Below are 19,989 nucleotides of genomic sequence, written 5' to 3' on the forward strand. Positions count from 1 at the left end.
CAAGCGGAAGTTATTACTCAACTATTTTCACGTCAATAAGCGCTTGCTCATCTTTTGCTTTTACAAAATCACGTATTTGCGCTTCTAATTGCTCAGCAATATTTGCATTATCGATACGTGTTTTTTGACGTTCACCGTTAATGTATAAACCTGAACGTTTATTTGCACCAGCCAATCCTAAATCACTTACAAGTGCTTCACCTGGGCCATTTACAACACAGCCTATCACTGAAACACTAATTGGTGTGATGATATCTTCTAAATTTTCTTCTAGTTGATTCATTGTTTTAACAACATCAAACTCTTGTCTTGAACAACTTGGGCAGGCAATAAAGTTAATACCGCGAGAGCGAATTCGTAGTGACTTTAAAATATCAAAACCCACTTTTATTTCTTGTACTGGATCAGCAGCAAGTGAAATACGTAAAGTATCACCGATACCTTCAGATAATAACATGCCTAAACCAACAGCCGATTTCACGGCGCCAGCTCTAAAACCTCCGGCTTCTGTTATACCTAAATGTAAAGGTTGGTCTATTTCTTTAGCAAGTAATCTATAAGCACCCACAGCTAAAAATACATCTGATGCTTTTACTGAAATTTTAAATTTATCAAAGTTAAGACGCTGTAATATTTCAACATGTCGCATTGCTGATTCTAATAATGCTTCTGGTGTGGGTTCTTTATACTTTTCTTGAATATCTTTTTCTAGAGAGCCGCCATTTACACCAATTCGAATTGGAATATCATGCGTTTGTGCGGCATCAACAACTGCGCGAATACGATCTTCTGAACCAATATTTCCCGGATTAATACGTAAGCAATCAACACCGTATTCAGCGACTTTTAATGCGATACGATAATCAAAATGAATATCCGCAACTAATGGCACATCCACTTGCTGCTTGATGCTTTTAAAGGCTTCTGCTGCAGCCATAGTAGGCACTGATACACGTACGATATCTGCACCTGCATTTTGGATATCTTGGATTTGTTTTACAGTGGCATCAATATCCATGGTATCTGTATTTGTCATTGACTGCACAGCAATCGGTGCACCATCACCAATTGGCACATCGCCTACATAAATTCGGCTGGATTTTCTTCTTTTGATAGGTGTTTCAGAAAACATAATATACTCAGTCTATTTATAGCGATAAAGGAAGTTGGAATTTAGCTAAACGGTTAGTAGGAAAACTAGAGGTATCTACAGTTTCACCATCTAATTCTATTTCTACTAATTGATGTTTGCCTAATACCACTGAAAAAGGTGCAACACCATTAACAGTCATAACATAACCCGATTTTTTAACGCCAAAAGCAACACGCTCACTTGTTGCATCAAAAATCTCAACCCAACTATCTCCAGAGAAGCGCATAATGATTTTACTTACGATAAGTTCATTTTTAACTTCTTCTTGATTAACTTGCTCTGTAGTAATAGCTGTTTCAGGTACTATCTCTGAAATACTCTCATCTTTTTTTTCTTCTGAAATTGAATCTGTAGCAGGGGTACTTACTTTTGCAATCTTAAAATCCATTACAGGGTTATGTGCTTTTACTGCTGTGATCTCTTCTTTAGTCGGAATAACATTGCTTTGTTCAACTATTGAAGTTAATTTTGGCTCTGTCGTAACTGAAACCGCATCCGTTACTTCCTGAGTATTCAAGTTCATATCCACTTCAGGAGAATTAATGACAGCTTCATCTTTAGAGTTTTGATTTTGCCACCATAAAATGCCTGAAGACCCAAGAACGATGCTTAAAACGATATAACTTACTATCATTAAGCGACTATCATGGGTTTCTTTTTCAAAGCGGTTAGAAAAGCTCTGCATTTCCTTTTCTTTTGAGTTATGTGTACTTGATTGATAACTCTGCATCACTTCATTTTCGTCTAGGTCTAACAGTTTGCAGTAAGATTTAATATAACCTTTTACAAAAATTTCAGGCCCTAAGTTTTCATATTGATTATTTTCTAAATCAATTAATTGAGATTCATCTAAATTTAATTGGCTTGCCAAAGACGCTATGGAGATATTAGCCGCTTCACGGCCTTTTACTAATATATAGCCTAAATTTGGTTTGGCTTGCTCTTGATCCTGCTCTATTGTTTTATCTGTCATAATATGTAAGTTTTTGGATCCACTAATAAAATTTTATTGCTTGGTGCTAAATATACATTTTCTTCTAAAGCATTCCATTCTAGTAACTTCTTCATCAGAATATTGTATTTTACTGAAATGCTAAACAAAGTATCACCTTCAATCACTTGATGATATATGTTTGGATTGTTCAAATAGATTTTGGTTCCTTTATAAACCTGATCTGACTCTGATAATTTATTCCAATGTAATAAACTTTGTAATTTAACGTTATATTTCACTGAAATACTAAATAAGTTCTCACCACTTTTTACAATGTGAAATGGTATTTCAACTTCAGTGATACTGCGATTTTTAAAAGCGACTTGCTGCTTTATTAATTTTGCTTTGTTTGTATTTTCTGCTTTAGTCGGCTCAACTGATGCTGTTGATTCATCAATCTTTAACTTTTCAACTAATACTACAGCCTCAGGTTTAATATTCGAACGCTCTTTTTTTATTTCAGCAATTAAAGGCATCGACTTTTGAGTTGGTGCCTTATTTGTAAATTTAGTCTCTTGATTAGGCGTTTGTTTCACTTGTGCTGTATTAGGTGCTTTTTTCTTCTTAATAATTTTTATTTTTGGTTTGTCTTTTCTAGATAGAATATCTTTTTGTAATTTTCTTAACTCACTTTTACGGTATTGCTCTTTTAATTGCTCGAATTCACTAGATGATGTTTTACGTTCACGTAAAATTCTAGCTTCTAATGAAGTTGTATAAGTTTGTTCAATTGTTTGCGATAAAGTGCGTGCTTGCTCAATATGCCCCATACTCGACTCTATTAGATAAGATAATAATAAAGATCGAGATGATATGCGCCCTGCTGCACCATAACGTTTGAGCGTCATTTGTGCTTTATGTAAATCACTTTTAGCATAATAAAAAGCAGATAAGTTAATTAATGAAGAGCCTCTCATTGGGCTATGTTTTACAGATGACTCTAAGTATTCTTCTACGTTATCAAAATCATCGGCTTTAATTGCACATAAAGCTAAATTTTCATAACTTTCTGCCACTCTTAAGTAACTTGGAATTTCAATGGCACTTAAAAAATTGTCAACAGCATGATCATACTCACCAATATCACATAAAAAAACACCATAATTATTAAGTGTATTTGCATCATTGGGTGCTAAGGTGAGTGCTTTTTCGTATGACTCTTTTGCTTTGTTAGGTTCACCTACTGATTGATAGAAATAAGCGGTTGTATAATGCACTTCTGGTAAATTTGGAGAAAATAGATTGGCTTTTTCTAAATTATATTTAGCTTGGGCGCTGTCACCCATCGATAGGTATTTTAAAGCTAAAGATATGCGTGTACGTGCTGCTTGAGTATTATCTACTTTTTTAGTGATAACTGGTTTTTTACTGCCATCGTATGTGTTTTGAGTCACACACCCCGATAAACAAAGTAAAATCACTGTATATAATGAAACTTGACGCATATAAACTTCCTTATTAATAAACAAGACGATCAAATCAATCTAAACTGGCTAAGGTAAACGATTGAGGTTGGCTCGTTTATCAAAAAATACTTATAAGTAACCATTTCTTATAATGAAAGCATAGTTTACAGAAAAGTACCTTAACTGCATTACTTTTTGTCATTTAGTTAACACCAAATAGCGCTACTAAATGACTAAAAATAGTTTTCTATATTATTTTGCTGGCATTACCTTAACGGCAATACCGTTATCATTTTGCATTCTCTTTTTCATGATTCGTTTAGTACGATCTTTTACATCACCCACTAATTGACCACATGCTGCATCTATATCATCACCACGTGCACGACGAACAATACAGGTTATACCTGCTGCCTGTAGTACTTTAGAGAAACGGTCAATTCGACTATTGCTCGAACGACCATAATCATTACCTGGGAATGGGTTGAACGGAATTAAATTAACTTTTGAAGGCGTACCTTTAAGTGTTTTAACTAATTGATGTGCCTGATCTGTACTATCATTAATATGATCTAGCATAACGTATTCAATCGTTACGTCTTTATTTGCTTTTGAACCATCAATATAACGACGACATGCAGCTAAAAATTCATCAATAGGATATTTTTTATTGATTGGTACTAATACATCACGTAATTCATTATCCGGCGCATGCAATGAAATCGCTAAAGCAACATCAATTTTTTCTTTTAAGATATCAAGAGCAGGGACAACACCTGAAGTACTGATAGTCACACGGCGTTTAGATAAACCAAAACCCCAATCATCCATCATCAATTCCATTGCTGGCACTACATTGTTCAGATTAAGTAATGGTTCACCCATGCCCATCATAACAACATTCGTTACAGGTCTATTTGTGCTATCTGCGTGTAAACCAACATCTTTAGCAACACGCCATACTTGACCGATAATTTCAGATACTTTTAAGTTTCGATTGAAACCTTGTTGCGCAGTAGAACAAAAAGTACATTCCAGAGCACAACCAACTTGTGAAGAAACACAAAGCGTTTTACGTTCCTTTTCAGGTATCCAAACAGCTTCAACTTCTTGGCCGCCATCTAAAATTAACGCGTATTTAATTGTGCCATCGCTTGCAACTTGCTTCTCTGATATTTCAGGTGCACGAATTTCACACTCTGCTTTTAAGCGTGCTTTAAGCTTTTTATTGATATTGCTCATTTCATCAAAGTTATCAACACCAAAATGGTAAATCCATTTCATTACTTGATCGCCACGGAATGGCTTTTCGCCGTATGATTCAAACAGCTCACGCATGCCTTGTCGGTTTAAATCAAGTAAGTTAATTTTAGCTTTTGTGGTATTCATGAAGACCTCTACCATAATGACGACTTTAATGTTTTTAATGAGTAAATGTATAAAACTTATCTACTTTATAAATAACTCAAAACCAATAATTTATTTATAAAAAAGACAAGAAAAGGGCATAAAGCCCTTTTCTACAATCCGTGTAGTGTATTGCAACCTAAGCTGCTACTACAAAGAAACTATCTAGTGCGAGCACAAATTTCTTCGTCAGCGAAGAAGTAAGCGATTTCACGAGCAGCAGATTCTAAAGCGTCAGAACCGTGAGCAGCATTTTCGTCGATGCTATCAGCAAGATCTGCACGGATAGTACCAGCTAGTGCTTCAGCTGGGTTAGTAGCACCCATGATTTCACGGTTTTTAAGAACAGCGTTTTCGCCTTCTAAAACTTGAACCATAACTGGACCTGAAGTCATAAATGAAACTAAAGCGCCAAAGAAAGGACGTTCTGAATGCTCAGCGTAGAAACCTTCAGCTTTCTCTTGAGAAAGGTGAACCATTTTAGAAGCTACGATTTTAAGGCCAGCAGTTTCGAAACGGTTATAGATTTGACCGATTAGGTTTTTTGCTACTGCGTCAGGTTTGATGATTGAAAAAGTACGCTCTAAAGCCATCTTATTTGCTCCAATAAATTAAAAGAATATGGTTTATACAAATGGAAGACCATCCGTATATTAGTGGGCGCGAATTATACGCGATAAAATGCAAAGATCCTATCTTAATTGTCGAAATTATATTCAAATAGCACTATCTCATAGAAATATTTAAAAAATATGACGACTAAAGGTTTTAATCTAATTCTGTTTTGCTCAAAAACATGATCCAGATCAAAAGCAGCTTGTTGCTGTTTTTATAAAATGCCGCGTTTTTATCATTATCAATTAAATAATCCATGCAACTGGTTTGTACCCAGTTCTATGTATGAGGTTTTACAATGTCATCTATTCTTACTCCTGAAAACTCTCCAAGCTTATTTACCCCTGAACTTTTATCTCCAGCTGGCAGCTTAAAAAACATGCGTTATGCATATGCTTATGGTTCAGATGCAGTATATGCAGGACAGCCACGTTATAGCTTACGCGTAAGAAATAATGAATTTAATCTAGAAAATTTAGAGATCGGCATTAATGAAGCTCATGATTTAGGTAAAAAACTATATGTTGTTTCAAATATCGCACCTCATAATGCAAAAATAAATACATATATGCGTGATATTGAACCTGTTGTAGCAATGAAACCAGATGCACTTATTATGTCTGACCCTGGCCTTATCATGTTAGTGCGTGAAAAGTACCCTGATATGCCAATTCACTTATCAGTTCAAGCTAATGCAGTTAATTACGCCAGTGTATTATTTTGGGCAAAACAAGGTGTTGAAAGAATTATTTTATCTCGTGAGTTATCACTTGAAGAAATCGCTGAAATTCGTCAACAATGCCCAAATACAGAACTTGAAGTATTTGTTCACGGTGCTTTATGCATGGCTTACTCTGGTCGCTGTTTATTATCAGGCTATATTAATAAACGAGATCCTAACCAAGGAACTTGTACTAACGCTTGTCGTTGGGAATATGATGTTAAGCCCGCCAAAGAAAATGAAACAGGCGATATAGTACATAAAATTGATCCAAATGCTGTGATCCCAACGTTAGGTGCGGGTGAACCAACGAAAGAAATCTTCATGTTAGAAGAGCAAGGCCGCCCTGGTGAGTATATGCCTGCATTTGAAGATGAGCATGGCACTTATATCATGAACTCAAAAGATTTACGTGCAGTACAATATGTTGACCAATTAACTAAAATGGGTGTGCATAGCTTAAAAATTGAAGGTCGTACTAAATCCTTTTATTATGTTGCACGTACAGCCCAAGTTTACCGTAAAGCGATAGATGATGCTGTTGCTGGGCGCCCTTTTGATCCTAGTTTATTAGGTAATTTAGAAAATTTAGCGCATAGAGGTTATACGGAAGGCTTCTTGAAGCGCCATGCACATCAAGATTATCAAAACTACGATTATGGCCACTCTGTTTCAGAGCAACAACAATTTGTAGGTGAAGTAATAGGTCGCCATGATAATGGTTTAGTAGAAATTGACGTTAAAAATAAATTCTGTACCGGTCATTCATTAGAGCTTATGACACCACAAGGCAATGTCAGCTTTAAGTTAGATCATATGGAAAATAAAAAAGGTGAATCTATTGATGATGCAAAAGGCTCTGGTCATATCGTAAAAATTCCATTACCTGAAGATATCGATTTAGATAAAGCTATTTTATTAAGAAATTTAGATGAAGGCCAAGATACACGTAACCCATTTAAGCAGGCTAAAGCTGTTTAGGAGTACTTAAGGTGGCTTTATTAATAAATAACAAGTGCATCAACTGTGATATGTGTGATCCTGAATGTCCAAATCAGGCTATCACACTCGGAAAAGAGATCTTTGAAATAGATCCCGACAAATGTACTGAGTGTGTAGGCCATTACGATACGCCAACATGCGTAAGTGTTTGTCCAATTGATTGCATAAAAAAAGACCCTAATAATGTAGAGTCTTTAGATCAGTTAGCCGAAAAGTTTATTCGACTGACTCAAGGTTAAAAAGCCTAATTTATACGCGGAGTTATACCATTAACTCCGCGCGAGTAAACTCCCGCCTACAATTTGTTAATCTAATAGCGCTTTTAATTTATCTTCTTTTTTCAATAAATCTTGGTACAAAGCAAATTGATTTTTAGCCCGATCTAAATTATGCCCAGCACGTTTTATGCTGAAGTAATTATCACCATCGAGATAATCAGTTAAAAAACGTACACCTATCATTAAACACATCACTTTAGCACCAACCCAAAAGCTTTGTTTTTCAGCTTGAGTGATTAAGTTTTGTAATGGTGTGACATAGCCTTCAACAATCGCTGCAAAAATATCTTCACGAATAATGACATTATCTAAGTTTGTTGAATCTTCTTCTTCAGGCGAACAAAATGTACGTACCATATCGCCAAAGTCGAATAACCAATAACCGGACATGCAAGTATCTAAATCAATAACCGCTTTTGCATTGTGCGCTTTAGAGCAAAAAAGCATATTATTGATTTTTGTATCATTGTGACATGCTCTCAGTGGTAATTGAGACTTTAAAGTTTCAAGCTCATCAATTAATGCATTTTGACTCAAGCAAAAATCGACTTCTTCTTTTGCGCTCTTCAAACGATCACATTTATCTAAATTAGCGACTTCTTTTAAAGTGTCTACTCGCTTGGCTAAATGGTGAAAATCAGGAATAACTGAGAAAAGTTGTGTTGCATCAAAATCTTCTAATGCTGCTGCAAACTGCCCAAAAGCATTAGCAGCGATTTTGGCTTGCTGAACATTGGCAACAACATCTTCACTATAGCTGCCACCAATAAACTCTAAACCACGCCAGCTATCACCTTTTATATCAATCAAATAGTCTTGATTTACAGTTGCAACATGTTTGATGATTTCAAGATCGTAATTATTATCTTGTTTTTTATTTGTTAAGTGTTTTTCAATTAATCTCGCATTATTAACTAATTCATTTGGCTGTGGAAAAACATAAGTATTTAATTTTTGCACTACTACAGGCGCATTCGCGCTTTGAAGTAACAAAGTGGTATTAATATGACCATTGCCTATTGGCTTTATGGTAACTTGGCAATCTAAATTATTATTTAGTCCAAAATGCTCTGATAATATATTTGCTTGTTCTGTGTACATTATTTATTACTCTGGCAGCTGTCTATACTGCCTCCCTTGAAAATCTGATTAAGCTTTTTGGTGATATCACTTAGCTCAGAACGATAGGTCATTCCTAACCAAGACTCGTTAGCACGTAATACCGTTACTTTTTTTTGCTCAGTATCTATGGCTTTTTGTATTTGATTCGGTAAATAATACTCTTTTTGGACAGCGCTGTCATATTTTGATAGAAACTCAACAAAACCACGTTCTAAGTAGTCAAATAAAGTCTCATCAAATCCCCAAATTGTCATCGATGCTAAGCTTTCAGTTGATATGGCTTCTCTTACCTGAGTGTGATTTAATCCTGAAAGTTTATTTTCTTGATACGTGATCTCTAAAAATTCGTTTACTTGTTGTAAATGCTTATTTTCATCCACCTGACAAATACCACGATTAACACCACCATGCTCAGATAAAGTATCTAAAATAGGATAACCAACTAAGCTCCATTGCGAGTTATTATTTGGTCTATCGGCTAACAATTCATTTGCTAATAATTGATATGCCGATTTGCCATAATAATCATCCGCAGTGATCACAATAGCCTTACCGGATACATAAGGTTTAGCGGATAATAACGCATGACCCGTTCCCCAAGGTTTTATGCGCTCTACAGCTAAATGTTTAAAGTCTAGAGGAATATTATTACGATCTTGAATGGCTAATTTTACATTTAAGCCTGTTGGTAAGCGGGGTAACACATCCTGCTCTATTTCTGTTTTAATGTTTTCATTTATCACAAGTACAAGATGCGTAATACCTGCTTTTACTGCATCACAGATGCTCAGTTCCATAATTGTACGATCGAGCCCTACAATTTCAGCTAATTGCTTAGACCCACCAAATCGTGTGCCAAGCCCTGCTGCTAATATCACTAAGGTAAGTTTTTCTTGTTTTGTTGACATTCAAACATTCATCAAAAATATAAAATATAAGCTTTAATTTTACCTAGCTTTATTTTTGATTACTATGAATTCAATCAATCTATATTGTTTATTCTCTTACTTCGTCAATCCAAGCCTGCTGGATCGCTTCAAGCACCCTTTCACCACAATGTTCCGGGTCATCATCAAATTCATCTAAATTAAGTACTAATTGCCTTAACTCTGTAAATCTAATTTTAGTAGGATCTTGCTCTGCGTATTTATCACAAAGTGATTCAGCAATGCCAAAAGAATCAGTCCAATGTAAGCCCATTGTTTATGCCTTTTTGTTTCTAGCGCTTACTATAAAAGTAGTATTTTAAATACCTTAGAGCAATAAAAAAGCCAATAACATGACAATTATTGGCTTTTATTAATAATGTTTGCTCTAAAATTAAAGCTAATCTTTAAAAGTATTGCTTACTGTTTCTATATAATCTAGTGCTTCACTAATTTCATGGGCATTTTGTGCAACGATATTAGCATTATTTAGGCTCTCTTCACTCAGTTCGTTAACTGTACGTACATTATGATTAATATCATCTGCAACAGCACCCTGCTCCTGTGCAGCCGTTGCAATTTGAGATGAATAATCTATTACCTCATTCATCATTTCATTTATTTGAGCCATTAATTGTTGTGAACTTGATGTCGAGTCATTACATTCTTTGGCTTGCAATACGTTCTGCTCCATAACTGCAGTCCAATTTTCAATTGTTTTTACCATTGAGCTAATAGAGGATTGAATTTCTTCACTTGATTTTTGTGTTCTTGTTGATAAAGACCGTACTTCATCAGCTACAACCGCAAAACCTCTGCCTTGCTCGCCTGCTCTAGCGGCTTCAATTGCAGCATTTAAAGCAAGTAAATTGGTTTGTTCTGCTATGCCATTAATTTCATTCATCATGTCATTTACTTTACTAATTTCAACTTTTAAACCATCCGCAGAAGAAGCGGTAGATAATACATCTTCAGATAATTTTTCTATTTTTTGAGAACTAGTTTCTATCAATTGATTAGCTTCAACACATATACTTGATGTTTCTTCGACTTTATTTAGCGTTTCAGCAGAGTTTTGTGCGATTTCACTTGTTGATGCAGCCATTTGATCCATCGCTGCGGCGATTTGGTTTAATTCACACTTTTGATTTTCGATACTTTCTTGCGCTTGATTTGAAGTAGAATCTAATTTGTGCCCTACTTGTTGTAAGTTTTTGCTTAAATCGACAAATCGACCCAATATGGTTCTCACTTTTGCTTGATGTAACCCCAAGTGAAAATTAATCACAGAAGTCATGCCTTTACCAGAATATATAAAGCGACTTACACTATCAAAATCGTTTTGCAATTGTGATATTTTTTGCGGAGTTTGAACCAGTTCACCTCTGAAAATTATCGCTAATATAACTAAAGAAAATATAAACACTCCCATCGCTAAAAAACCGAACTGATAGGCAAATAAAAAGCTTAATAAACCTATAACACTTAAAGAGATTATCTGCTTTTTACTAGTAGTTAACTCTGAAACCCCACTTAAATCACCTTTATTAATTTTATCATATGCTTTTTGCGCTGTTTGCTTTAATTGCTCACTAGGTTTCACTCTGACGGACTGATAGCCTGTCACTTTGCCATTTTCAATAATCGGTGTTACATAAGCATCAACCCAATAATAGCGTCCATCTTTACATTTATTTTTTACGACACCACGCCAAGAATTACCTTGCTTAAGGTGATCCCACATATCTTTAAATGCAGCAGCTGGCATATCTGGATGTCTTACAATATTATGATTTTTACCTATTAACTCACTTTCTTCATACCCTGCTATTTGGCAAAAAATATCATTTGCATAAGTGGTAACACCACGTAAGTCTGTCGTAGATACTAATTCTTCATTATCTTTAAATAGAACTTCTTCATTAATTACTTCGCTATTTCGTCTATTTTGTTTCATTTTATATTCTTATTTTAAGCACGCTGGGCTTATTATAGTGTATTTATTAACAAGCAGAAAATTGAATTTTGTATTTTATATGTAGCTAATATCATATTTATAGAGGTTTTTTTATATTTAAATCTGTATTTATGAAAATCTTGCCTATGCTTATCAAGACACTGCTTAAGCAGTTTTTTAAATTAAACCAAAAACAATAAATTTAGGTGAGCTCTATGAATAAAGGTAATTTAAACGTTTCAATCACTAATTTAACTGGAGAAACAATTTTTCATGTAAGTTTTTTGCACAACTATAAAAACGATGCCTACAATGCAGGAAAAACATTACAAATAGAACCTGGTGAAACTATTGGTATTGGTGAAGTGACATTTTGGACACATGAACCAGAAGATCGCGCTAATTACTGGTGGGTTCAATTTGAGCACTTTGACACCTACTACGCGAGCATTTTAGGGGAGTTTAATTGTGAGTTGGATAAGAAGGATATTGAAAGTGGCGGTGCAGTTAGTGTTAAAGTGACTTTAGATACCATGACAGTGATTCCGCCGGTTTCAGAAACCCGTACGACAAAAATAATGGCGACTAAACGCTAAGTTAACGCAGACAATAAGTTAGTTTAGAAAACAAAAAGCCACTAACATGCGTTAATGGCTTTAAAACTTTCACTCTACTAGTTAATTGCTTTAATTAGTGATCTTCGTTAACGATATTTAAATTGTATTTTGGAATTTCAACAATTAAATCTTCATCTGCGATAATCGCCTGACAACCTAAGCGTGATTCAGGCTCTAAGCCCCAGGCTTTATCTAACATATCGTCTTCAAGTTCATCACTCTCTTCTAGAGAATCAAAACCTTCACGAACCACTAAATGACAAGTAGTACAAGCACATGACTTTTCACATGCATGTGGGATTGATATACCATTTTTTAGAGCGACATTTAGTAATGTTTCTCCCGTTTTAGCTTCAATTGCAGCGCCTTCAGGGCATAACTCTTCATGTGGTAAAAAAACAATTTGTGGCATTTTATTATAAACCTCGTCGATGTAAATCGGCTTTAAATCTTTTTAAAATAAATATCTTTAAACTTGATCAACTGATTGACCTGTTAGGGCCTTTTTAATTGAATCATCCATTCTGCGAGCAGCAAAGTCTGAACTTGCATTATCAAGCTGCGTAATGCCTACTTTAAGCTGCTCAGGCGTTGTTGCTGTATCACGTAGCTGCATTAGCTTATTAATTTCAGCTTCTAATGTTGCAAGCTCATCTTCTGATAATAAACCTTTTGCTTCAGATAATGATGCATTAATTGCTTCAATAACACGTAACGCTTCTACTTGTTGCTCTTTAAGCATACGCGCTTGCATATCTTCTTTAGCAAAACTCATAGAGTCTTTGAGCATTTGTGCAACTTGCTCATCTGATAAACCAAATGATGGTTTTACTTGGATTTCTGCTTGTACACCAGTTGATTTTTCCATTGCTGTTACACTTAAAAGTCCATCAGCATCAACCTTGAAAGTAACCAATATATGTGCAGCGCCTGCCGCCATAGGTGGAATACCTTTTAGACTAAATTTAGCCAGTGCACGACAATCATCAACTAACTCACGTTCACCTTGAAGAACAGTTAATACCATGCCTGTTTGGCCATCTTTAAAAGTAGTAAACTCTTGCGCTCTCGCAACTGGAATCGTGGTATTACGTGGAATAATTTTTTCAACTAAGCCACCCATAGTCTCTAAACCTAAAGACAAAGGTAATACATCAAGTAATAACATATCTGAGTCAGGTTTATTACCTACTAATATATCAGCTTGAATTGCTGCGCCGATAGCAACTACTTGATCAGGGTCGATTGAAGTTAATGGCAATTTATCAAAAAATTGACCTACTTGTTCACGTACAAGTGGCATACGAGTAGAGCCACCTACCATAACAACTTCTAATACTTCTTCATTTGTTATACCCGCATCTTTGACTGTACGACGACATGCGCGCAGTGTCTTTTTAACCAATGGCGTAGCTAATTCATTGAATAACTCTTTAGTTACTTCAACAGTGTGGCTTTGCTGTGCAAACTCTAATACAACATTTACTTTTTTATACTGGCTTAGTGCTTCTTTACATGCTTTTGCTTTACTCATAAACAAACGCAAAGTTGGGGCATCTAATTCATTGTGCGCAGTTTGCTGTTTAAAGTATTCAACTAATAAAGCATCAAAGTCATCACCACCTAGGCTAGCATCTCCGCCAGTTGCTAATACTTCAAATACACCTTTAGATAACCGTAAAATTGAGATATCAAATGTGCCGCCGCCCAAATCATAAACAGCAATAATACCTTCTTGCCCAGAGTCTAAACCATAAGCTACGGCTGCAGCAGTTGGCTCGTTTAATAATCTTAGTACATTTAAGCCAGCTAATTCAGCTGCATCTTTAGTACCTTGACGTTGTGCATCATCAAAATGCGCTGGCACAGTGATCACCGCCCCAGTTATATCATCGCCGCCAAAAGAGTCTTGGGCACGATTTTTTAAGGTTTTTAAAATTTCACTTGATGCTTGGATCGGGTTGATTGGGCCTTGACAAGTTTCAATATTAAAAATGCCATTTTGCTCTGATAGTTTATACGGTAATTGCGCATATTCAGCTTCGATATCTGCTTTTGATTTACCTAAAAAACGCTTCACTGATACTAAGGTATTTTCAGCATCTAAAGCAGCATTTTTAAATGCATTAGCACCCACTTCAATGCCATCTTGCGTATAGTGAACAACTGAAGGTAACATCACCTGATTATCTTTATCAGCTAAAGTTTTTGCTTCACCGCTTAAAACTGTTGCGACTAATGAATTGGTTGTACCTAAGTCAATTCCAATCGCTAACTTATGTTGGTGAGGTGCCGCGCTCTGCCCCGGCTCAGCAATTTGCAATAATGCCATTTAAAATACTGCCATTTTAATGTTATACGTTAATCATTAAATAAAGAGTCTTCAACCCTTTCAAGTTCATCACGTAATTTATAAATAAATTTTAGTTTACGCACTATATCTGCCGCACGCTCTAGTTCTGCTAATTCAGTTTGATTTATCAAAGCTTTTAGTTGCTGATGAAAATCGTTTTCAAGCGTTTTAATTTCTTTATCAAATGCTTCTATTGCTGCATCAGGATCATTTGCAGAACTAATATCTTCAAGTTCTTCTCTAAGCTCCATTTGCTGCATCAAAAACATTGGGTCTTGCAATGTTTGTTGCTCAGCTCGAATATCAACACCACGCTCGGCTAACATATATTCAGCGCGTTTTAGTGAATGTTTTAAGACATGTAATGCATCGTTAATTTCTGCTGATTTTTGCACTGCAAGTAATTGTTCTTTACTACTATTATGCGCAAATTTATCCGGGTGCACTGCTTTTTGTAATTGTAAATAAGCTTGGTTTAACAAAGCCAAATCAATATTAAAATCAACTGGTAAAGAAAATAGCTCAAAGTACTTCATTTAAAACCTTTAACTTAATTTAAAGCTGTATCAATAAAAACAGCAAAGCCTCAATATAAGTTGAGGCTCTTATTTCACTATCATATTTTACAAGAAATACTTGTCCACATATTAAATGTAGAATAAAAATATGCTAGTTTTGTGATATCACTATACGGTGAAGCTTTCACCACAACCACATTCGCCACTTTGATTTGGATTTACAAATTTAAAGCCTTCGTTCAAGCCTTCTTTTACAAAATCCAATTCAGTGCCATCAATATAAACAAGGCTTTTAGCATCAACAATAACTGTTACACCATCATGTTCAAATGTTTCATCGCCTTCAGCAAGTTCATCAACAAACTCCAGAACATATGCTAAGCCTGAACAACCCGTGGTTTTGATACCTACACGCAAGCCGATACCTTTGCCACGATTATCTAAAAATGATTTAACGCGCGCTGCTGCTGCGTCTGTCATAGTGATTGCCATACTAATGCCCTGCTTTTATTTGTTAACTTACTTATTGATTATGCTTAGTTTTATAATCTGTGATAGCTGCTTTAATTGCATCTTCAGCTAAAATAGAACAATGAATTTTAACCGGTGGTAATTCTAATTCAGCAGTGATATCAGTATTTTTGATTTCAGCAGCTTCATTAATTGTTTTACCTTTAACCCATTCAGTTACTAATGATGATGATGCTATTGCACTACCACAACCATAAGTTTTGAATTTTGCATCTTCAATAATGCCATCATCAGAGATTTTAAGTTGTAATTTCATTACATCGCCACAAGCTGGTGCGCCCACCATGCCTGTTGCTACACTTGGATCATTTTTATCAAATGCGCCAACGTTTCTTGGGTTCTCTACGTGATCTAATACTTTATCGCTATAAGCCATGCTTATTACCTCTATTACTATTCATTTCAGACCACTATTAATTGCTACGGTTAATAGTGGCTAGTGGGCATTCACCCATTAATGTTCTTTTAAATTAGTGACCAGCCCACTCAACAGTATCTAAATCGATACCGTCTTTAAACATTTCCCATAGAGGAGACATATCACGTAACTTACCAATTGAACTATTTAATAATTTAATTGTGTAATCAATTTCTTCTTCAGTTGTAAAACGACCAATACTGAAACGAATTGAGCTATGTGCCAACTCATCGTTACGACCAAGTGCTCTTAAAACATAAGATGGCTCAAGGCTCGCTGAAGTACATGCAGAACCTGAAGAAACAGCGATATCTTTTACAGCCATTAATAATGACTCACCTTCAACATAGTTGAAGCTAATATTTACAATGCCTGGTACTGATTGATCAGGTGTGCCATTAAAGTAAACTTCTTCAAGTTCACTTAACATGCCATCAATTAAGCGTTTACGAAGCTTAGATATATGAGCATGATCAGATTCAAATTTTTCTTTTGCTACGCGGAAAGCTTCACCCATACCAACAATTTGATGTGTTGCTAAAGTACCTGAACGCATACCACGTTCATGGCCACCACCGTGCATTTGTGCTTCTAAACGCGCACGTGGCTTACGACGCACATATAATGCGCCAATACCTTTAGGACCGTATATTTTATGTGCTGAGAAAGACATGAAATCAACTTTTAATTCTTTTAAGTCAATTGCAACTTTACCCGCGCTTTGTGCGCCATCTACGTGGAACATAATTTTGCGTTCGCGACACATTTCACCAATAGTCACGATATCTTGAATAACACCTAGCTCATTATTAACATGCATTACACTTACAAGTACTGTGTCATCACGCATTGCATCTGCTAGCTTTTGTAAATCTAATAGGCCGTTATCTTCAACGTCCATATAAGTTACTTCAAAACCTTGGCGTTCTAATTCACGACAAGTATCAAGTACCGCTTTATGCTCTGTTTTAACTGTAATGATATGCTTACCTTTACTTTTTGAGTAAAAGTTTGCAGCACCTTTAATTGCAAGGTTATTTGACTCTGTAGCACCTGATGTTAATACGATTTCACGTGGATCTGCATTGATTAAAGCAGCAATGTCGTGACGTGCTTGATCAACAGCTTCTTCAGCTTGCCAACCAAAACGGTGAGAACGCGATGCAGGGTTACCAAAATTTCCGTCCATTGTAAGACATTCAATCATTTTTTCTGCAACACTCGGATCTACCGGTGTAGTTGCTGCGTAATCTAAATAAATTGGTAACTTCATTTTTTATCTGCTCCGGTCCTGCTTATAATTGATAACTAATTTGAATATTTTCTAATTGTGCAATGGCCTCACTCAAATGTGAGTCTTGGCGCATTGAAACTGCTTGAACATCACTTTGGGTTACTAATTCGCCCAAAGTAATATTATCTAAAAATTCTTTAATTCTACTACTTAACTCTAACCAAAGATTATGTGTTAAGCATTGTGACCCACCTTGGCAATTTCCTTTACCTTGGCATTTTGTTGCATCGACAGATTCATCAACGGCCGAAATCACATCGCCAACCGAAATAGTTTCGGCTTCTTTACCTAATAAATATCCACCGCCGGGACCTCTAATAGAGCGTACTAAGCCATGTTTTCTAAGGCGAGCAAATAACTGCTCTAAATATGAAAGTGAGATTTCTTGACGTTCTGATATATCAGATAGCGATACGGGACCCACTTGAGAATGTAATGCAACATCAAGCATTGCAGTAACTGCATATCTGCCTTTTGATGTTAATTTCATTTGAGCCCCCAGAATTAAACAATTTTGAATGGCGAATTTTAATTACCTGACTAACATAGTCAAGTATTATATTACCATTACGACTAAATACCCGACTAATTTGCTCAGGTATTGTTACATTCTAAATACCTGAGTAAATTAGTCAAGTATTATCCTCATGATTAAATTTCAGGTTTAAACTGTTTAAACCTTAATTTGGAGCTGTAATATTTGTAATAAGAATTGGAATCTTTGTTATAAATTTTGGGCCGGTACTCATAGTCACTATTCTATAAATTACTCAACCCTCAATGTTTTCCATCAAGGGCCAAGTATGTTTATTAGAATAGTCAGGCTATTTAAATATGAGTTTAAAATGAGCTATAAAGACAGCTAAGCAGATCTATTTTTTTATCGTTTTACCAATAGAAGATAAAATTCCACGCAAAATATTTAGCTCTACTTCTTCAGGGCGTGCACGATTAAATAAACGACGTAGTTTAGTCATAACAATACCAGGATGCTGTTTTATAATAAAACCAGTATCATTTAATGTTGTTTCTAGGTGATCGTAAAATAATTCCATTTGCTTTGAACTTGGGTAGTTACTTTCATCTTCAACAACTGCTTCAGTTGGATTATCAATTTCTTGTGATGCTAAATATGACATACGCACTTCATAACATAATGTTTGCACAGCCATAGCTAGATTCAATGAGCTATATTCAGGATTAGCTGGAATACACACATGATAATTACACAGTTGCAATTCTTCATTTGATAAACCACTGTTTTCACGACCAAAGACTAAAGCAACAGGACCAGACTTAGCGCCTTCAATCATTTTTTCACCACACTCTCTTGGCTCAACCATAGGCCAAGATAATGTACGTGAACGAGCACTTGTGCCGATTACTAAAGAACAATCAGCTATTGCCTCTTCTAAAGTATCAACGACAACTGCATTACCTAATACATCGGTTGCCCCTGCAGCTAATGCGGAAGCATGACTGTCAATTTCATTAACAGGATCAACTAAATATAATTTAGACAACCCCATAGTTTTCATTGCTCTAGCTGCAGAACCTACATTTCCGTTATGTGATGTATTTACTAATACGACTCTTACTTCATTTAAAAGCATGATTTAAGTTATTCCGAACAATTCATTTAATTACGTAAATTCTACCATAATTAATAAAATCGTCAGCTATTAGATTTCTTTTAAAAAATAATCGGTTTAAATTATTGATTAAATGTTAAACAATGCAATAATTCAAAAATGCTATTTACTTTAGTATAAAAATCGCTAAAATAGCGCGGCTAAATCACAGTGTGATTTATTGTTCTTTTACATACATAATCCAAAGGTATACTTATGCATCCTATGTTAAACATTGCGATCCGTGCTGCGCGTAACGCTGGTAAAGTTATTGTTCGTGCTTTCGAAGAGCCAAACAAAATTGAAGTACAACAAAAAGGTAGCAATGACCTTGTAACAAACATAGATAAAGATGCTGAAGCAGTTATCCGTGAAACTATCTTAAAATCTTACCCTGATCATAGCATCGTAGGTGAAGAGCTAGGAGAGCATAAAGGTAAGAGCACTGAATACCAATGGATTATTGACCCAATTGACGGCACTTCAAACTTCGTTAAGGGTATCCCACACTTTGCAGTTTCTATTGCTCTTAAAGTTAAAGGTCGTTTAGACCAAGCCGTTATTTACGATCCAATTCGTGGGGAGTTATTCACTTCTTCTCGTGGTCAAGGCGCACAATTAAACAGTAAGCGTTTACGTGTTTCAAAAGCAAACGAGCTTATGGGCACTATTATAGCTACTGGTTTCCCTTGTAAGCATAAGCATCATTTAGAGGCTTACACTAAAAGTTTCCAAGCATTATTCACACAAACTGCAGATATGCGTAGCTCTGGCTGTACAGCACTAGATTTAGCTTATGTTGCAGCTGGTCGTGTTGATGCATTTTATGCTATTGGAACTAAACCATGGGAAACTATCGCTGGTCAACTTATTGTTAAAGAAGCTGGCGGTCTATTAATGGACTTTACAGGCGGCAATAACTACAACGAAAGCGGTAACTTAATTTGTGGTTTCCCTAAATTATCACAGGCTATCGTTAAAGAAATTCGTCCACATTTAACAGATACATTATTACGTTAATTGAAACGATAAAAATAGATATTAAA

Annotated in this window: 21 protein-coding genes; 4 read left to right on the plus strand and 17 right to left on the minus strand. The window is 35.5% G+C overall.

From position 1 onward, the window contains the following. Window positions 1–13: 13 nt before the first annotated feature. From ispG to ndk, 5 genes are all read right to left on the minus strand, one after another. Window positions 14–1,132, minus strand: coding sequence for a flavodoxin-dependent (E)-4-hydroxy-3-methylbut-2-enyl-diphosphate synthase (gene ispG / locus KO527_RS11195; protein WP_216040385.1), 1,119 nt, complete (start codon window positions 1,130–1,132; stop codon window positions 14–16). Window positions 1,133–1,148: 16 nt separating this feature from the next. Then, complete coding sequence (locus KO527_RS11200; RefSeq protein ID WP_216040386.1) at window positions 1,149–2,126, minus strand: RodZ domain-containing protein; 978 nt, start codon at window positions 2,124–2,126, stop codon at window positions 1,149–1,151. After that, window positions 2,123–3,592 (minus strand): type IV pilus biogenesis/stability protein PilW, encoded by a 1,470-nt coding sequence (pilW, locus tag KO527_RS11205; RefSeq protein WP_216040387.1) that lies wholly within the window; start codon window positions 3,590–3,592, stop codon window positions 2,123–2,125. The genes KO527_RS11200 and pilW overlap by 4 nt, the downstream gene beginning before the upstream one ends. A gap of 213 nt (window positions 3,593–3,805) precedes the next feature. Next, window positions 3,806–4,942: a bifunctional tRNA (adenosine(37)-C2)-methyltransferase TrmG/ribosomal RNA large subunit methyltransferase RlmN gene (locus tag KO527_RS11210; RefSeq protein ID WP_216040388.1), complete on the minus strand. Its 1,137-nt coding sequence runs from the start codon at window positions 4,940–4,942 to the stop codon at window positions 3,806–3,808. A 179-nt stretch (window positions 4,943–5,121) separates the two neighbouring features. Next, window positions 5,122–5,553: a nucleoside-diphosphate kinase gene (gene ndk, locus KO527_RS11215; protein ID WP_042152911.1), complete on the minus strand. Its 432-nt coding sequence runs from the start codon at window positions 5,551–5,553 to the stop codon at window positions 5,122–5,124. A gap of 320 nt (window positions 5,554–5,873) precedes the next feature. On the opposite strand from ndk, the gene yegQ reads away from it, so the two are divergent. Both yegQ and KO527_RS11225 read left to right on the plus strand, forming a co-directional pair. Then, complete coding sequence (yegQ, locus tag KO527_RS11220; protein ID WP_216040389.1) at window positions 5,874–7,277, plus strand: tRNA 5-hydroxyuridine modification protein YegQ; 1,404 nt, start codon at window positions 5,874–5,876, stop codon at window positions 7,275–7,277. Window positions 7,278–7,288: 11 nt separating this feature from the next. Continuing rightward, a complete protein-coding gene (locus tag KO527_RS11225; protein ID WP_216040390.1) occupies window positions 7,289–7,537 on the plus strand; it encodes a YfhL family 4Fe-4S dicluster ferredoxin in 249 nt (82 codons plus the stop codon). Between the two features lie 66 nt (window positions 7,538–7,603). Here KO527_RS11225 and KO527_RS11230 read toward each other — a convergent pair whose 3' ends face one another. The 4 genes from KO527_RS11230 to KO527_RS11245 form a co-directional block, all read right to left on the minus strand. Further along, window positions 7,604–8,677, minus strand: coding sequence for an aminoglycoside phosphotransferase family protein (locus tag KO527_RS11230; RefSeq protein WP_216040391.1), 1,074 nt, complete (start codon window positions 8,675–8,677; stop codon window positions 7,604–7,606). Next, window positions 8,677–9,606, minus strand: coding sequence for a sugar phosphate nucleotidyltransferase (locus KO527_RS11235; RefSeq protein ID WP_216040392.1), 930 nt, complete (start codon window positions 9,604–9,606; stop codon window positions 8,677–8,679). Before KO527_RS11235 ends, KO527_RS11230 begins: the two co-directional genes overlap by 1 nt. An 88-nt stretch (window positions 9,607–9,694) precedes the next feature. Beyond that, window positions 9,695–9,898, minus strand: coding sequence for a Fe-S cluster assembly protein IscX (gene iscX / locus KO527_RS11240; protein WP_042151826.1), 204 nt, complete (start codon window positions 9,896–9,898; stop codon window positions 9,695–9,697). 126 nt (window positions 9,899–10,024) lie between these two features. Beyond that, entirely contained in the window at window positions 10,025–11,581 is a 1,557-nt protein-coding gene (locus KO527_RS11245; RefSeq protein WP_216040393.1) for a methyl-accepting chemotaxis protein, read from the minus strand. Window positions 11,582–11,796: 215 nt separating this feature from the next. Here KO527_RS11245 and KO527_RS11250 point away from each other — a divergent pair, with 215 nt between their 5' ends. Then, window positions 11,797–12,177: a hypothetical protein gene (locus tag KO527_RS11250; protein ID WP_216040394.1), complete on the plus strand. Its 381-nt coding sequence runs from the start codon at window positions 11,797–11,799 to the stop codon at window positions 12,175–12,177. Between the two features lie 94 nt (window positions 12,178–12,271). Here KO527_RS11250 and fdx read toward each other — a convergent pair whose 3' ends face one another. From fdx to trmJ, 8 genes are all read right to left on the minus strand, one after another. Then, window positions 12,272–12,610 (minus strand): ISC system 2Fe-2S type ferredoxin, encoded by a 339-nt coding sequence (gene fdx / locus KO527_RS11255; protein ID WP_042151819.1) that lies wholly within the window; start codon window positions 12,608–12,610, stop codon window positions 12,272–12,274. A 57-nt stretch (window positions 12,611–12,667) separates the two neighbouring features. Continuing rightward, window positions 12,668–14,530, minus strand: coding sequence for a Fe-S protein assembly chaperone HscA (gene hscA / locus KO527_RS11260; protein ID WP_216040395.1), 1,863 nt, complete (start codon window positions 14,528–14,530; stop codon window positions 12,668–12,670). 29 nt (window positions 14,531–14,559) lie between these two features. Then, the gene (gene hscB / locus KO527_RS11265; protein ID WP_216040396.1) at window positions 14,560–15,087 is read right to left on the minus strand and encodes a co-chaperone HscB; all 528 of its coding nucleotides are present in this window, start codon (window positions 15,085–15,087) and stop codon (window positions 14,560–14,562) included. Between the two features lie 150 nt (window positions 15,088–15,237). Then, the gene (iscA, locus tag KO527_RS11270; protein ID WP_042151810.1) at window positions 15,238–15,561 is read right to left on the minus strand and encodes an iron-sulfur cluster assembly protein IscA; all 324 of its coding nucleotides are present in this window, start codon (window positions 15,559–15,561) and stop codon (window positions 15,238–15,240) included. 31 nt (window positions 15,562–15,592) lie between these two features. Further along, complete coding sequence (gene iscU / locus KO527_RS11275; protein ID WP_042151807.1) at window positions 15,593–15,976, minus strand: Fe-S cluster assembly scaffold IscU; 384 nt, start codon at window positions 15,974–15,976, stop codon at window positions 15,593–15,595. A 94-nt stretch (window positions 15,977–16,070) separates the two neighbouring features. Beyond that, a complete protein-coding gene (locus KO527_RS11280; protein ID WP_216040397.1) occupies window positions 16,071–17,291 on the minus strand; it encodes an IscS subfamily cysteine desulfurase in 1,221 nt (406 codons plus the stop codon). A 22-nt stretch (window positions 17,292–17,313) separates the two neighbouring features. Further along, entirely contained in the window at window positions 17,314–17,802 is a 489-nt protein-coding gene (iscR, locus tag KO527_RS11285) for a Fe-S cluster assembly transcriptional regulator IscR (protein WP_216040398.1), read from the minus strand. Window positions 17,803–18,184: 382 nt separating this feature from the next. After that, a complete protein-coding gene (gene trmJ, locus KO527_RS11290; protein WP_042151799.1) occupies window positions 18,185–18,925 on the minus strand; it encodes a tRNA (cytosine(32)/uridine(32)-2'-O)-methyltransferase TrmJ in 741 nt (246 codons plus the stop codon). A gap of 234 nt (window positions 18,926–19,159) precedes the next feature. On the opposite strand from trmJ, the gene suhB reads away from it, so the two are divergent. Further along, window positions 19,160–19,963, plus strand: a complete 804-nt coding sequence (suhB, locus tag KO527_RS11295) for an inositol-1-monophosphatase (RefSeq protein WP_216040399.1) — start codon at window positions 19,160–19,162, stop codon at window positions 19,961–19,963. Window positions 19,964–19,989 lie beyond the last annotated feature (26 nt).

It is taken from the genome of Pseudoalteromonas sp. C2R02, assembly GCF_018860845.1.
In the GTDB taxonomy this organism is placed as follows: domain Bacteria; phylum Pseudomonadota; class Gammaproteobacteria; order Enterobacterales; family Alteromonadaceae; genus Pseudoalteromonas.